Consider the following 13,212-nt stretch of genomic DNA (forward strand, 5'->3'; position numbering starts at 1 on the left):
CGATGGCCTGGTAGGCGGTGCTGGTCTCGGGCGGGCCGGATTCGGCTCCTGCCGGCGCGGCCTCCGCGATGACCTTCCGGGTGGTGTCCAGGTCAGCGAGTCGCGCCTGGGTCTCGGCCAGGGCAGCGGTCAAGTGCTCGATCTGACCGCGTAGTTCTGCGGCTCGGGCGGTGACCTCGTCATGCTGGGCCTGGAGGCCGGCGAGGAGTTCGGTGACGTTCACGCGGCCAGAGCGAGGGTGTCGCGCCAGGTGGGACTCGGTGTGGTGAGGCGGCGGGTCATGTTCGCGGTGGAGGCCCAGTAGACGCGCGAGACGGAGGTGTCGGGCCGGTGGTCGTACTCACGGGCCAGACGCCGGTGCAGCAGCAGCGTGCGGTTCGTCTGCTCCACCACCCACCGCTTGGGCTGCGGGACAAAGCCTTTGCCCTGGTCAGCCGGGTTGCGGCGGACGGCCTCGACGTCGATGTCCCTCAACGCGCCATGGATGACGACTTCGTCCTTGAAGCCTTGGTCCACCAGGGCCTTCTCCAGCCGCATCCCGCAGCGTTCGGCGGCCTGGTCGAGCAGGGCGGTGCCGGCGGCGTTGTCATGGGTGGATGCGGCCAGGACGACGATGCCGATGATCAGCCCCAGCACGTCGACGGCCAGCCCCCGCTTGCGCCCCGACACCTTCTTGTTGGCATCCAGTCCCGTCGTGGTCTTCGGGACACCGGCAGCCGCGCGGACGGACTGGGTATCGATGATCACGAGGGACGGGTCCTCTAATCGCCGGGCTCTCTCCCTCACCTGGCAGCGCAGGAGTTCCTGAATCCGCTGGTCGAGCCCGTCCTCGCACCACAGGCCGAAGTAGTAGAACACCGCCGACCAGGCAGGAAAGTCGTGGGGCAGATAGCGCCACTGACAGCCCGTCCGGTTCTGATAGAAGATCGCGTTCACGACCTCCCTCAGGTCGCAGGAGCCCGGGCCGTCCGTCGCTGACCGCGCCACCCGGTCCTGCTTCCAGGCCGTGATCATCGGCTCGATCAACGCCCACTGCTCGTCCGATAAGTCGCTGAGGTACGGCTCTCTCTTCACACCTCGCATCTCAACATGGACATGCCCACCCGGCGCCTCGTACGGCGGTCAGTACCACGATCGAGCGATCACGAACCGAGGAAGATCGGACTTAACGCCCACTCAGAGCCATCTACACAGCGCCAACCGAACAGGCCGCCGAGCAGGCCCTCGACGTGTTCGCGGCCTCTGAGCTGGGCGAACGCTACCCCGCGATCGTCCGCACCTGGCGGTCGGCCTGGCTGGAGTTCACTCCCTATCTGGCGTTCCCGCCGGCCATAAGGACGGTGGTCTACTCCACGAACATGGTCGAATCGATGAACGCCCGGCTCCGCAAGGCGACCCGCAACCGCGGCCACTTCCCTTCGGAACAAGCCGCGTTGAAGGTGCTCTACCTCGCGGTCCGCGAGCAGATCAACCCCAAAGCGCGCGACGCCAACCACGTCGCCGCACACTGGAAAGAGGCACTGAACCAGTTCTCACTGTTCTTCGAGGACCGGCTCAGCATCCAATGACACCACCCGACTTACACAAGATCGCTGACACATCCATTCATCCACTCATTCCCGCGAAAATCCCGCCGCCCCCGTCCATTCCCGCGAAAATCCCGCCGCCCCCGTCGGTGACGTTCCCAGAGGGCGTCGGGGATGGAGTCGAGGGCTGTGGAGAGGAGGGCGATGGGGCCTTGGTGGATGGCCGGGGAGAGGAGGGCGATGGGGCCTTGGTGGATGGCCGGGGGGAGGGGGTGTGCTTGGCCGGTGTGTCCGACGGGGCCGCCCGTTTGGTGACGGGCTCCTTGGAGGATGGCGCCTGGCCGAGCCAGATCTGGTCGGTGGATCCGTCACGGATCTTCAGGACCACGTCGTCCGGGGCATTGGCGGGCACGGAGGTGAGGGCCAGTTCCGGTGACGTGGAGGTGAATATTTCGCCTTTTGTGTTCCATGTGAGGCGCAGGTCGCGGGGGCCACGACTGGATCCCTGGTCGCAGGTGTGCAGCACCACACCGCCGTCGCCAGTGGTGTCCAGGCACAGGTTCGGGTTCGTAGCCGTGTGCACCAGGGAGTCTTCGCCGAAGACCCATTGCTGGCTGGGGGCCGAGGTGCAGCGGGCGCTGACCACGTCTGCCTCGGCAGCCGGAGTGCCGCCGCGGACGTCCAGGCACTTCCCTGTGCTGGCGTTGCGCAGCTGGGTGCCGGTCACCTGTGGGCTGGGCTGAGGGAAAGCGGTGGACGCACCGGCGATCGCGTTGGGTTGGGCGTATCGGGATGACGGGCCGGCCTGGGGCGAGGCTGAGTTGCCGTTGGTATGCGTGCCGAGGTTGCCGACGGTCGCGGCGAGCGCGATGAGAACGGCGGCGGTCAGGCCCGCAGCGGCGGCGAGGACCGCGGGGGGACTCCCCGGGCGGAGTGCGGTGCGAGGCGAATCCACCTCGCACCGCACTCCGCCCGCCTTGCGGGTGTCCAGGTACGGTTTGGCGCCCCAGGCCAGCATTCCGCCGGCAAGGATGAGGGGCAGCCGGTCACCGTACTGCTCCAGTTCCTCGGCGGCTGCCCGGCAGTGGGTGCAGCCCAGCAGGTGCCTGTCCAGGTCCTGTGGACCGGGGTCGGCCGTCTCGTTGCGGGTGGCCGCATCGAGCAGGCTGCCGTAGGTCAGGCACTCCGGGTCAATGGTGCGGGTGAGGTGTGCTTGGACGCACTCCTCCCGGAAGAGCTTGCGAACCCGCGCCTCATGCCGTGCCGCGATCTGCTCGCCCTGGCCCGTCAGACGGCTGATGTCGGCGGGTGGATCGCCTTCGACCACGCTGTGCCACAGCAGGCACTGGCTCTGCTCGGGCAGTTCCGCGAACGCCCATCGGGCGAGGGTTGGGGGACCGCCGTCCTCGGCCTCGCCGGCGTTGCCGGGTTCGTCCAGCCAGGCCAGGAGCTCGGTGCTCAGATCCGTACGGTGGTCGTTCGTCGACCAGGTTCTGGCGCAGGCCAGGACCGTTGCGAGCAGCCGGGGGCACCAGGCGAAGGGCCGAGTCTCGCTGTCCCGGGCCTCGCGTTGAACGAGGAGGAACGCCTCCTTAACCAGTTCGATCGCCGCCGATGGACGGCGGGTGCATAGCCCGGTGTACCGGTACACGCTCGCCCAGTGCCGGGAGAAGAGCTCGGCCACTGCGGGGGAGGAGTCGCGGCGCGGGCCCTGCCGCACCAGCGCAGTCAGCTCACCGTCCGAAAGGCCGGACAGTCCTCCGGACAGCAGTCTGTCGCTCAAGGTGACCCTCCTCCGGTGTCGTTCAGGAGATCGTAGCGGAACGAATGTTATAGATGTCGAACATGCTTCACAATGAATGAAAGAAAGAAGCCTTCGAGCTCGAGGGAAATCTGTACCGAACTGAATCGGTGAGCTACGCGGTGTGTTTGGAAGGTGACCCCGGCCCGGTCCGTCAGCAGCATTCATCAATGCCGACTCTTGTTCCGAATAGGTGAGGTGGGCGTCAGACGCGCTAACGGCAGCGGACACAGGCGGGTATCCAGGCGAACCGGCGCGATCCTGGCCTCCGCAGTCGCCTCGGCGACCGTGGCGGCACTGGTCGTGCCTCCGTCCCGGGCACCGCCTTCTCGATCGACCTGAAGGCCAACAAGGTCTCCGTACTGGCCGACCCCACGGTCACCGGCGGAACCTGGGACAGGCTGACCCGGGTCACCGACACCATGCCCGCAACGGTCACCGTCGCACGGGCACCCGCCCGCTTCAAACCGTTTGACGCAGCCGTCGGCGACGCCGTCTTCGGCGGCGGAGCGCGCTGCTCTGCCGCAAGGCAGGCGTCCCGGACGCCCACGTCCGAGGCAACATCACCAGCCACCGCGCTCGGTCCACCATCGCCAGCCAGCTCTACAACGCCAAGGAGCCCATGACGCTGTTCGAGCTGCAAGCCTGGCTTGGACATCGCTCCCCGCAGTCCACGCAGTACTACGCGAAGATCACGCCGAACACCCTGTCCAAGGCATAGTCCGAGGCGGGCTACTTCGAACGGAACGTCCGCACCATCGAGGTCTTGGTGGACCGCGACGCGGTCGTCTCAGGTTCGCGGTCGACGGTTATCCGGTCGAGCTCGTCGTCCTGGCCGTCCGCGAGGCCGACAGCCGGCTCGCCACCGCACTGCGGTACGCCCGGGCGGTGCAGCTCGGCGGCACCGGCCGGTTCACCACGCGCTCCGGGCACGACACCTGCTTCCACGCGCTCGCTGACGTCGTCGCCATCGCCGAACGACACCCGCAGATCGCGGCAATCACCATGATCCGCAGGGACGGGCAGGCCCTGCTCCGCCACGAAACCGGCGGCTTGGGCCGGGCATCGTGGGCGCTCGCCGCGGAACGGCTCCGCCCGTACATGGCGCGTTTCTCCGCCTCCACCAGGCGCTGCGCCGTGTGCTCCCGCAGCACCGGGCCGAACTGGACGACATCGCCGCTCTCGCCCGGCCCCTGATGCCGCCTCGGGTGCAGCCGGCCCGCATCGACCGGCCGCACCCGCCCGTCTGGCCCCTGCCCGTCCCGCTACAGGCCCATGGCTACGACTCCTTGAGCTCCTTCAGCCGCGCCGCATAAACGGCGGCGATCTGCTCGGCTTCCTCCGGGTCGGCGGTCACCAGCTGCGCCTGGTCGGCGAGCGCGGCCTGACGGCCGGCCTTCAGCTCTTCGACACGCTCTTCGCCGGGCACTGGTGCGCGGCGCTCCGTAATGATCTGAGTGTTGTACCAGTTCACCACCTCCTGGACGGCATCCTCCGCCGCTTGCTCATCGCCGCCTTCCAGGCCGGAGAAGTCGGGCTCATCTGGTGTGCCGGTCACGACAACCCCCTCGATCTTGATCATGAATGGGAGCCGCCATTGTCCTCCCGGCCCGCCTGCCCGGCCCGGTGCCGTCACGGACCTTCAGTGCACGAGCAGGCCGGAAACCGCCGCCCAGCCTGGCCACGGCGGCAGGGCGGACTCCCTAAACCCCGCAGCGCGGGCATAGGTTGACCCTGCTGGTGATCATCTTTCGGGGGTGGACGTGACAGGCCGGGATCTCAGGGCCCGGTTCAGTACGAACGACCGCAGCGTGCAGGCTGACGAGGCCTTCACGAACCGCTCCTCACAGTGGGAGACGATCGCGGCCACGCTCACCGAGCACCTCCACCACATCAGCGCACCCGGCTTCGACGCAGAGGACCTCGAGGCGCCCCGCAACCACGTACTCGTCTGGGAAACCGACGGAATGGGCTGACCTGCTGAAATACGGCCGCTACCGAGTGACGATCCCGCGTAGAGACGTGGAGATTCCCGGTGAGCTCCGTACGCAGATGCGCCGCGTCATCAGCAGAGCCTCGCTCCCGACGGTGCTTGTTGGGGGGCGGGACGCGATGGGGTGAATCTGTGGTCTGCATGGACGACGACGCTCGCGTGGGGGGCGTGCCGGGCCCAAGGGTGAGCGTGATGGGTCCCCATCCCCGCCCCGCTACCCGAAGGAATGCCGCATGCCTGCTCTTCCCCCGATCGGCGCCGAGATCCCGTGCAGCGCCCTTGCCATCAACACCCCCTTGCAGATCCGGAACAAGCTGGTCTCCGTGGACTTTCGCGGAGGCTGGAAGCACCGCGTCGACGTCAACCCGGACGACCCGATCAACAGCGTGCGTCTGCGGCTGATCGGCTTCAGGATGACCGCGGAACTCCCCGCGCTGGACGAGGGGGGAGCGGAAGGCGGCACCATCACCATCGAGCAGAACGACGTCGACGTCGATCCGGCCAGTCTGCTGAGGCTGATGCAGCAGTTCCCGCCCAGGTACGAGTGCACCCTGGTCATGAGCCCCTGCACCATGGTCATCGACCAGCCGGGCAGCGAGCCGCTGACCCTGTCCACGAAGGACACGTTCACGCTCACCACGCAGCTGACCCAGTACCCCCCGCGGGGCGACCTGTTCCAGTTGAAGAAGCCGGTCGACTTCGTCGCCCCCGACAAGCCCGACATCGTCGTCGCGACGATCCAGAAGTTCCCGGTCAAGGCCGGCGGCCTGTAAGCCGCCGGACCCACGCACCGCCGGCGACCCCGCAGCGGTCGGCCGGCGGACTGACCCCACTCCACGCATTCCGTCACCCGGCGTACCGCATTTCGTCGGTTCCCCAGTTATGGCGGGGGTTTGAGGTTGTCCGTTTGTCCGTCAGCTCAGCAGGCTGAGCTAAGGCGATGTTCCGGCTCCCGGCATACGGTTCAGTGGCGACGGTTCTTCATCCGCAACAAGTGGCGCACGGACTTGAATCCGACGATTCCGGCCAGTAGCGCCGTGAGTGGGAGTGCGATGTCGACCCAGGGGTCGCGGATCGGCTTGTAGATGGCGGCGCCGTCCTTGATCTCGATGAAGCCGAGGGGCCTGGCCTCGGCTCCGCCTCCGCCACCTCCGCCTTCGCCCGAGTTGGCGGTGCCGATTTCACGTCCCGCGCCGCCTCCGAACCCGAAACCGACGCGGGCGACAGGGATGACGGTGATGCCGTCCCGTGTGACCGGTTCGCCGTACACGGCGGTGACCGACGCCCGGCCGCCGAGCTTGTCGGCCAGTCGTTCCAGCAGGGTGACAGAGGCGTGTGCCGCAGTGAGGTCCCCGAGCTGGACGGGGGCAGTGGTCTCTTCGATGCCGCTCATCAGATGTCTGCCTCCTGGGGGCGCTCGGCTGTGCCGAGAATGTGGGTGGCGGTGGCGTCGTCGGCGGCCGCGACGTCGACGACGAGCAGGCCCGGCTCGCTCACGTGCGCCTCGTTGATGGGGTCCATGTACGGCATTACGCCTGGGCTGCCAAGCAAATTCCGCCGCTGCCGTGTCTTCACCCGACCGAGTGCAGGTGGTCAGGGGCTGTCGCCGCCCCAGTCCCAGCGGGCCGGATCGCCGGGGCGCGGGTCATACAGCGCCCGGCCTCCGGGGCCGAACTGCCCGAGCTCTGTGAGAAGGGAGACACCGTCGTCGATCTCCTCCGGCCTCCAGCCGGTGATGTCGAGCAGCAGTCCGTCCAGCGGGCCGCCCACCAGTTCGGCGTAGCTCCGTCCCGGCTTCGGGCCGGGGTGGTCGTAGTCGGTGCCGTAGATCCGGCCGCGCAACAGCTGCTCATCGTCGCTGTCCATGCCCTCCAGCCTCGCAGCCGCCACCGACAACGGAGGCTTGCCCAGGCGGCTCTGGGCAAGCCTCGCGCTGCCGGGAGGCTTGCCCGGGTCAGCTGCGCCAGCGTCCGAGCCAGCCGCCGGCCTTCGAGGCCTGCGTCTCCTCCTGGTGCTCCTGCTCCTGGCGCTCGCGTTCGGCCTGTTCGGCCTGCCGTTCCGCCTCGAGCGCCCGGGTCTTGCAGTCGTCGCACAGGCGCGGGTGGCTGCCCCGCGGCCCCAGTCGACCGCGATGCTGGCCTGCCACCCGTCATCGGAGAACTTGGTCCTGCAGTCGGCGCACACCGGACGCTGCGCCTCGCGTTCGGCTGCTTCCTGCGCGAGACGGCGCCGCGCGTCTTCGGCGCGGCGGGCGAGGGCAGTATCCCGGCGGGGGTTGCCGATCGCGTCCCGGAGGTTCTGTAGGTCCGCGCGGCCGAAGCGCCAGAACGCGGGCCCGGCCGGTCCGTGCTCGCGCAGCAGCTCCAGCGTGGTCGCCACGATCGGCATCTTCCCGTTGTAGAGGTGGAAGCCGTCGGCCTCCTGGCCCCGCCAGTGCTCGCGGGTGAGGGCGGCGACCTTCTCCATCTGCTTCAGCGCGGGCCGCGGGCCGACCTGGTTGAAGACGAGCAGGACCGGCGGGTGCGTCGCGTCGCCCCACTGGGGATCGGGGGCGGACCAGCGGGTGCGCCACATCGGCTTGTCCTGGCCGTCGGTGTCCTTGGCCTTGCGGTAAAAGTGGCGCATGTACTTGTCGAACTTCGCCGCTATTTTCGCGGCGTCTTCGGTGCAGTTGTCGGCCTCGATGCACAACAGCGGCAACCCGGCCTCCGGGGCGATGAGGACGATGTCGGCCCACGCACATCCCACGCCCGGGTTCTTCCACGTGCCTGTCGCCGGGAGAGCGACCTCGGTGGCGTAGGAGGTGAGGCCGCCGATCCCGTCGGGCGCATCGACCCAAGCCTGGGCGACCTCGAGGGCTTCGGCCGGCTCCCCGGCCACCAGGTCCAGGTCGGGCTTCGGACGGATCATCGCGATGACCGTCTCGTTGACCGTCATCGCGTGCGAGGCACCCGAGCGGCCCGCGCTCTTGGGCATGCCGCCCATCTCCTCCGGCCCCCGGTCCAACTCAAGGCCGGCGGCGGCCAACCCGTCCTTGGCGAGCAGGCGCACCTCCTCCCCCGCCTCTGGTGCGGCCGCCGTCGACGGCCAGGCCGTGCCTGCGCAGAAATCTCCGGACTTTATCCACAGGGGCACGGCCTGAGCATCAGGTCAGGCGCCGTGATCGGCACGGCGGCTAGCCTGTTGAGGAGATCCGAATACCGTACGCGCAGCCCCGCACGCCACTGACCCCCGAAGAGGCGGAGCTCGCTTTCGAGTACCTCCTGGCGGTACAGGCCGGCAGCGAGCACGCCCTTGGCACTGTCATCGACCGGACCAAGGCCGTTCCGGCACCGACCGTCCTCTTGTTGGGGCTGGCTGAGGACATCATCCTCCCCGTCACGGACCTGGCGCCCAATGCCGATCCGTGCGCGGGCGAAATCGCCACCTCCGCCGCACCGCACCTGCTCCTCACCCCGGAACACGCCCACGACCGCCCGGACACCGTGGCTCTCAAGGCCCGCGCCGGCTCCCCCGCGCAGATCTGGCTCGGCAAACCACCCGGCCCCCCGGCAGCACACCGACACCCGGCCCGACCGTCACCAGACCGACCGGAAAGAGCGCACTGCCAGATACCGCCCAAAGCTCTCCGGGGAGCCCCAGTCACTCCGCATCGTCCAGCACCCCCACGGGCACAGCATCCTTCACTGCGTCAGCCAACCCGGTCCTCAGCGGCACCCACACCCTGGTGGCATCGGGCAGGGCGCTCGACATATTCCCCGACCCGGACTCCCAGGTCGTCACCTGGACATCCAACGGAGGGGCCGGTCAGGACTGGGTCTTCACTCGGCAATCGGACGGCTCTTACCAGATCGTGAACCGCTGGTCCGACCTCTGTTTGGACGTCGACCACAGCTCCACCTCCCCCGGCGCACAGGTGCTCCACTACGCCTGCACCGGCAACACCAACCAGCGCTGGGTTGTCAACGCAGCTGCGGGCGGTGGCTACACCCTCACCTCCAAGGCGAGTGGGCTGCTGCTGACCACGGCGTCCACCTCCGACGGAAGTCTGGTCACCCAGCAGCCGGACACCGGCTCCGCACTGCAGCGCTGGACGATCAGCTGACACCCAGTTCCAGCCGCCCCTGTCCATTTCTGCTGGGTGTGTCTAAAAGAACGCTTACACGCCCGCACTCGCAAGCGTGTGCTCCCCGCGGGGAGCACAGCCGACGCCGCGGGGACCCCACCACGGGCCGCCGCGGCGCACGGGATCAGTGCTGTCGCGCGCCCGCGCAGACCGCCGAGGTACGCCCCCCGGCGCAGCACCGCCGGTGACACCTACGCAATCAAGCCGATCACGGCGGTGACTAGGTTCGCGATCGGGGCGCCGACGTCGCCAACGAAGTCGGCCGCCTTCTGGAGCGAATCGCCGAGGACCTGCAGCACGTTCCTGCGCGGTGTGCCGGACAGCGCTTCGTCCTGGAAGGCGGAGAGGTCCCTGCTCACTTGCTCGGCCTCTTCGGCGGGCAGCCTGCTCTCCGTCAGTGCGACAGCTTCCGTGAGCTGCTTCAGCAAGGCCTTGGCTTCGTCGGGCAGGTTCGAGCCGTCTATCCGGTTGAAACTGCTCGTCACGATGTTTCCGCTGCCGATGACGCCGTGGATGTCCCCGCCAGCGCGTGTGTAGAACTCGTTCACGATCCCGCCTCTCCCTGCCACCACGATCCGGTCCGCGAAGTAGACCGGCTGCGAACCGCCGCCTGCCGCGGTGTTGTTGTCCAAACGGGGCCATCCGCCGGTGGTGTTGTCGATCCGGGCGAGCTCGTGCGCCCGCTTCTCGCTCAGCATGTGCACTACGGTCCGCCATTCGTCCGCGGTCACGAGTTGCTCTGCCTCGTATGCGGCAGCCAGGATCGGATCCTGGTCGAACCCGTACTTCCGCGGGCTGGACAGCAGGTCGAGTCCTCGATTCAGGAATCGCGCCACCGCCTCGGTGTTCCTGCCGTCCTGCGCTTGTCTCATGAGAAAGCGGAGCCCGAGTCGCACACACTCGTACTCCGTGTGGAGACGGAGCAGATGAACCCGGAGCCGACGCACGGCGTCCTTGTCCGGACTCGGGCCCATCTTCCGCTCGAGCAACCAGACGCCGACCAGCGTTCCACGGAAACTCACCCGGCAGTGGGCCAGGCGCACCCCAATGTCCTGCTGTAGATCCACGACCTTGGCGTCCGGCGGCTGCTCGGCCTCCTTGGACGTGTAGTCGGCCAGCAGCAGCGGCCGGCCCGGCTGGAGCCAGGAACGTTCGACTGCAGGGGTGGAGGTGGGGAATCTGGTGGTCGCCCGGAGCACGTGCGCCGTGAGCGGCGCTCCTGCCTGTCCGAGATGACAGCTGCTCCGGCGGTCTCCATCACCGCGGGACGTGATGGCGACGGGAAGGTCGAGCCAGTTGATCAGGAGTGCGACGAAGTCCTGGCTGGGCAGTCTCGCCCGCCCCCGTCTTCCTGACCTTCCTCCCGCGACGGCCAGCTCGAACCGAGTACTGACAAACCCGTCCGTGATCAGCCGCCGGTAGGCGCACGCGAAACCGGATGTGCGCTCGTCCCCGGGCAGGAGGCGGAATTCCGAGAAACTCGGTGGGAAGCGGAACACGCTCGCGGCGTCGCAGAAGACACCCTCACCGAACCAGGGGACCAATCCTCCCATTTTCCGCGAGCGTACCGGTCCGGTCGATCTGACGAACTCGCCCGACTGCGCCAGCGGCCAGCACGGAACATCGAGTCGGCGGGTCTCCCGGGCCAGGAGAGGGCGCAGGTCGGCGATCGGGAACTGTGTTGCCAGGAACACCAGCGATCACCTCGTGTGAAGGTCGCTGGGCTTCCCTCGTTGCCGAACGCGGAAGGAAGCCCGCCTGCGGCGTCCTATCGGGTTTGAACCGATAACATCCGTTCTCTACTACGGTGCTCTACACAGCGCTTTTGAAGCAGCTTTGAGCTAAGAACGCTTTCGGCCGGAGAGCGTAACCGTCCCCGGTTCAGGGGAGGATTCCGTATTCTCCTGTGAATCAACCGTAGCCCCTGAGCGGAGTTCCTTGCGACCTCGCGGCCTGCCCCACCGCGTGCGGACGCCAGCCCACCTCCAGCAGGTATGACCACCAGGTCACCGCGGCCGCGGCAAGCGCAGGATGAGGACGTCGGACAGCCGGTGCGCCGCGAAGCCGACGGTGGCGAGCAACACGGCGGCCGGGACGAGGCGCAGCCAGACCACCAGCTCGGGGCGGGCCCCGGTGGCGGCCGCCAGCAGGGAGCAGACCACGGCCGTGGCAGAGGCAGCGCAGAGGGTGCTCGGCCCGTAGACGTCCCCGGCGGCGCAGCGAGCACGCCCCAGCCAGCCAGCCGCCGGTACCGGTGAAGGGATGGCCGGCCGGGCACGCCGACCGCCATGGTTCCTCGGACGGCACGGAGAACCGGTACGCGGGACGGGGTATGAGCACGCCCGTGCCGCAGCCCCACAGGACGTTCCGATCGCCGTCGCGCCGGACAGCGAAACCGGGCGCCAGCACCTAACGTCATAGTGCCCTGCTCTGACAGGCAGCAGGGTGGGGGCGGCCCTCCACCTTGCACCCTGGTGGAGGTCGCCCCTTTAAACCACAGCTAGGACCCCAGAAGCGCTCCGGTCACGGTCAGAGCGATCAGGAACAGCCACGCGGACGGCTCGCAGCGCACCCAGATGCCACCATTCTCCAGCTCACTGAGCTGGCGTGGTCTGAGGCGATCACCACCCGGGCCGTGATCAGGGTTTCCAGGTGCGCAGGAAGGACGCGATCCGGGCAGCGGTGCAGCGCGGGTTGTTCAGCTCGTGAGCGAGTGCGGTGAGCTGTTCGCGGGTGGGGTTCACGGGAATGTTGCTGGCCTCGAGGTACATGACGGCGACGGCGCAGGCGACGGTGAGGTTGGAGTGCTCCAGCCAGCGACAACGGCCCAAGTTGTGTACCAGGGCGGCGGCGCGGGCGTAGGCGCCGTCGTAGACGGGTGTGTCGAGGAGTTCGCCACGGTGGCGGGCGACGGCGGCGATAGGGACGCCGTAATCGTCGGCGGCCGGGTCGCGGCGCCCGGCCCGTTGCGCCACTTCGAGGATCCAGGATTCGTCGACGTGCAGGATCACGCGGCGGCGCCCGGGTGCTGCTCGGTGTACGGGGCGTCGAGCTGACGCTCCAGATCGTCGAGGAACGTGCCGTGCTCATCGATGAGCCGCTGGGCCGCAGCCATACCGGCGGCACGGGCACCGGTGGTGTCCTCGATGATGAGCCGCTCCACGTACTTGTTGAAGTCCAGGCGGCGGGCTGCCGCGGCGGCCTTGCCGGCCGCGAGCACGTCCTCTTCCAGCCGGACCTGCGTCTGCCTCTTCGTGGAAGTCACACCCGCATGGTAGCAGGGTGGTAGCAGTCGCGGGCGTGGAAGCGGTACACGCTCGACACCGCACTCCTGCTGCCTGATGTAGCGACCGGCGCCACGAGCCGTACCGCGAGAAGGGACGCAAAGCGCGGCGTGCGCCAGATGCGGCTGCGGACCAGCGTCGCCAATGGCAAGCCGACGACCTGGATCAGCACCCAGACCGTGCACACCATCGTCGCGGTGCTGCAGGAGGCTCCCGCCTCGCCGACCATGAGGGCGCAGGACGCCGGGATGCTCGCCGCCCTAGTCCAGCACCTGGCCGAATGGGAGACCAACCCGGCAGACCTGCAGCCATCGCGATACGGAACGGGCTGGCGCTTCCGTCGGCAGACGATCGCCCTCACCGAACATCCCACCGCGCTGTCCCAGCTCGGCGGCCCGTTCTTCCTCTTCCAGCGCAGGACCACGAAGACGGGGCAACTTATGGAGCCCTCGTAGCCCTCAACCGGCCCGCCGATGGACTGA

At 68.3% G+C, this 13,212-nt stretch carries 16 protein-coding genes and 3 pseudogenes; 8 read left to right on the plus strand and 11 right to left on the minus strand.

Features of this window, described 5'->3' with window-relative positions; translation table 11 throughout:
* Together ABZ471_RS39775 and ABZ471_RS39780 are read right to left on the minus strand one after the other, a co-directional pair.
* Nucleotides 1–223, minus strand: a pseudogene (locus tag ABZ471_RS39775) (hypothetical protein); the annotation flags it as partial.
* A complete protein-coding gene (locus tag ABZ471_RS39780) occupies nt 220–1,083 on the minus strand; it encodes an IS5 family transposase (RefSeq protein WP_359073642.1) in 864 nt (287 codons plus the stop codon). The gene ABZ471_RS39780 and the pseudogene ABZ471_RS39775, both read right to left, overlap by 4 nt.
* A gap of 101 nt (nt 1,084–1,184) precedes the next feature.
* Between ABZ471_RS39780 and ABZ471_RS39785 the strand changes: the two genes are divergently transcribed.
* Nucleotides 1,185–1,568 carry a transposase gene (locus tag ABZ471_RS39785; RefSeq protein WP_359073691.1) on the plus strand — a complete coding sequence of 128 codons (384 nt, stop codon included), beginning with the start codon at nt 1,185–1,187 and terminating at the stop codon, nt 1,566–1,568.
* A gap of 37 nt (nt 1,569–1,605) precedes the next feature.
* Here the strand turns inward: ABZ471_RS39785 and ABZ471_RS39790 are convergent, their stop codons facing one another.
* A complete protein-coding gene (locus ABZ471_RS39790; protein ID WP_359073644.1) occupies nt 1,606–3,309 on the minus strand; it encodes a ricin-type beta-trefoil lectin domain protein in 1,704 nt (567 codons plus the stop codon).
* A 257-nt stretch (nt 3,310–3,566) separates the two neighbouring features.
* Between ABZ471_RS39790 and ABZ471_RS39795 the strand changes: the two are divergent.
* The 3 genes and pseudogenes from ABZ471_RS39795 to ABZ471_RS39805 form a co-directional block, all read left to right on the plus strand.
* Nucleotides 3,567–3,731 (plus strand): annotated as a pseudogene (locus ABZ471_RS39795) (alpha-lytic protease prodomain-containing protein); the annotation flags it as partial.
* Between the two features lie 110 nt (nt 3,732–3,841).
* On the plus strand, nt 3,842–4,048 hold the full coding sequence (locus ABZ471_RS39800; protein WP_359073693.1) for a tyrosine-type recombinase/integrase: 207 nt from the start codon (nt 3,842–3,844) through the stop codon (nt 4,046–4,048).
* 110 nt (nt 4,049–4,158) lie between these two features.
* Nucleotides 4,159–4,524, plus strand: coding sequence for a hypothetical protein (locus tag ABZ471_RS39805; protein WP_359073695.1), 366 nt, complete (start codon nt 4,159–4,161; stop codon nt 4,522–4,524).
* 82 nt (nt 4,525–4,606) lie between these two features.
* Here ABZ471_RS39805 and ABZ471_RS39810 read toward each other — a convergent pair whose 3' ends face one another.
* Entirely contained in the window at nt 4,607–4,909 is a 303-nt protein-coding gene (locus ABZ471_RS39810; RefSeq protein ID WP_359073646.1) for a hypothetical protein, read from the minus strand.
* Between the two features lie 175 nt (nt 4,910–5,084).
* Between ABZ471_RS39810 and ABZ471_RS39815 the strand changes: the two genes are divergently transcribed.
* Nucleotides 5,085–5,303, plus strand: coding sequence for a hypothetical protein (locus ABZ471_RS39815; RefSeq protein WP_359073647.1), 219 nt, complete (start codon nt 5,085–5,087; stop codon nt 5,301–5,303).
* A 250-nt stretch (nt 5,304–5,553) separates the two neighbouring features.
* On the plus strand, nt 5,554–6,093 hold the full coding sequence (locus tag ABZ471_RS39820) for a hypothetical protein (RefSeq protein ID WP_359073649.1): 540 nt from the start codon (nt 5,554–5,556) through the stop codon (nt 6,091–6,093).
* Nucleotides 6,094–6,284: 191 nt separating this feature from the next.
* On the opposite strand, the gene ABZ471_RS39825 is transcribed toward ABZ471_RS39820, so the two are convergent.
* From ABZ471_RS39825 to ABZ471_RS39835, 3 genes are all read right to left on the minus strand, one after another.
* A complete protein-coding gene (locus tag ABZ471_RS39825; RefSeq protein WP_359073651.1) occupies nt 6,285–6,713 on the minus strand; it encodes a spore germination protein GerW family protein in 429 nt (142 codons plus the stop codon).
* Entirely contained in the window at nt 6,713–6,841 is a 129-nt protein-coding gene (locus ABZ471_RS39830; RefSeq protein ID WP_359073653.1) for a DUF6207 family protein, read from the minus strand. The genes ABZ471_RS39825 and ABZ471_RS39830 overlap by 1 nt, the downstream gene beginning before the upstream one ends.
* 72 nt (nt 6,842–6,913) lie before the next feature.
* Nucleotides 6,914–7,186, minus strand: coding sequence for a hypothetical protein (locus tag ABZ471_RS39835; RefSeq protein ID WP_359073697.1), 273 nt, complete (start codon nt 7,184–7,186; stop codon nt 6,914–6,916).
* A 1,861-nt stretch (nt 7,187–9,047) separates the two neighbouring features.
* Between ABZ471_RS39835 and ABZ471_RS39840 the strand changes: the two genes are divergently transcribed.
* Nucleotides 9,048–9,425 (plus strand): RICIN domain-containing protein, encoded by a 378-nt coding sequence (locus ABZ471_RS39840; protein WP_359073655.1) that lies wholly within the window; start codon nt 9,048–9,050, stop codon nt 9,423–9,425.
* Between the two features lie 212 nt (nt 9,426–9,637).
* Here the strand turns inward: ABZ471_RS39840 and ABZ471_RS39845 are convergent, their stop codons facing one another.
* The 4 genes and pseudogenes from ABZ471_RS39845 to ABZ471_RS39860 all read right to left on the minus strand — a co-directional run bounded on the left by ABZ471_RS39845 (nt 9,638) and on the right by ABZ471_RS39860 (nt 12,711).
* The gene (locus tag ABZ471_RS39845) at nt 9,638–10,645 is read right to left on the minus strand and encodes a hypothetical protein (protein WP_359073657.1); all 1,008 of its coding nucleotides are present in this window, start codon (nt 10,643–10,645) and stop codon (nt 9,638–9,640) included.
* Nucleotides 10,646–11,453: 808 nt separating this feature from the next.
* A pseudogene (locus ABZ471_RS39850) lies at nt 11,454–11,807 on the minus strand (prepilin peptidase); the annotation flags it as partial.
* Between the two features lie 278 nt (nt 11,808–12,085).
* On the minus strand, nt 12,086–12,457 hold the full coding sequence (locus tag ABZ471_RS39855) for a fic family toxin-antitoxin system, toxin component (protein ID WP_359073659.1): 372 nt from the start codon (nt 12,455–12,457) through the stop codon (nt 12,086–12,088).
* A complete protein-coding gene (locus tag ABZ471_RS39860; RefSeq protein WP_359073661.1) occupies nt 12,454–12,711 on the minus strand; it encodes a hypothetical protein in 258 nt (85 codons plus the stop codon). The genes ABZ471_RS39855 and ABZ471_RS39860 overlap by 4 nt, the downstream gene beginning before the upstream one ends.
* 129 nt (nt 12,712–12,840) lie before the next feature.
* Here ABZ471_RS39860 and ABZ471_RS39865 point away from each other — a divergent pair, with 129 nt between their 5' ends.
* Complete coding sequence (locus tag ABZ471_RS39865) at nt 12,841–13,185, plus strand: hypothetical protein (RefSeq protein WP_359073663.1); 345 nt, start codon at nt 12,841–12,843, stop codon at nt 13,183–13,185.
* Nucleotides 13,186–13,212: the final 27 nt, after the last annotated feature.

The sequence above is a fragment of the Streptomyces sp. NPDC005728 genome (assembly GCF_040630895.1).
Lineage (GTDB): Bacteria > Actinomycetota > Actinomycetes > Streptomycetales > Streptomycetaceae > Streptomyces.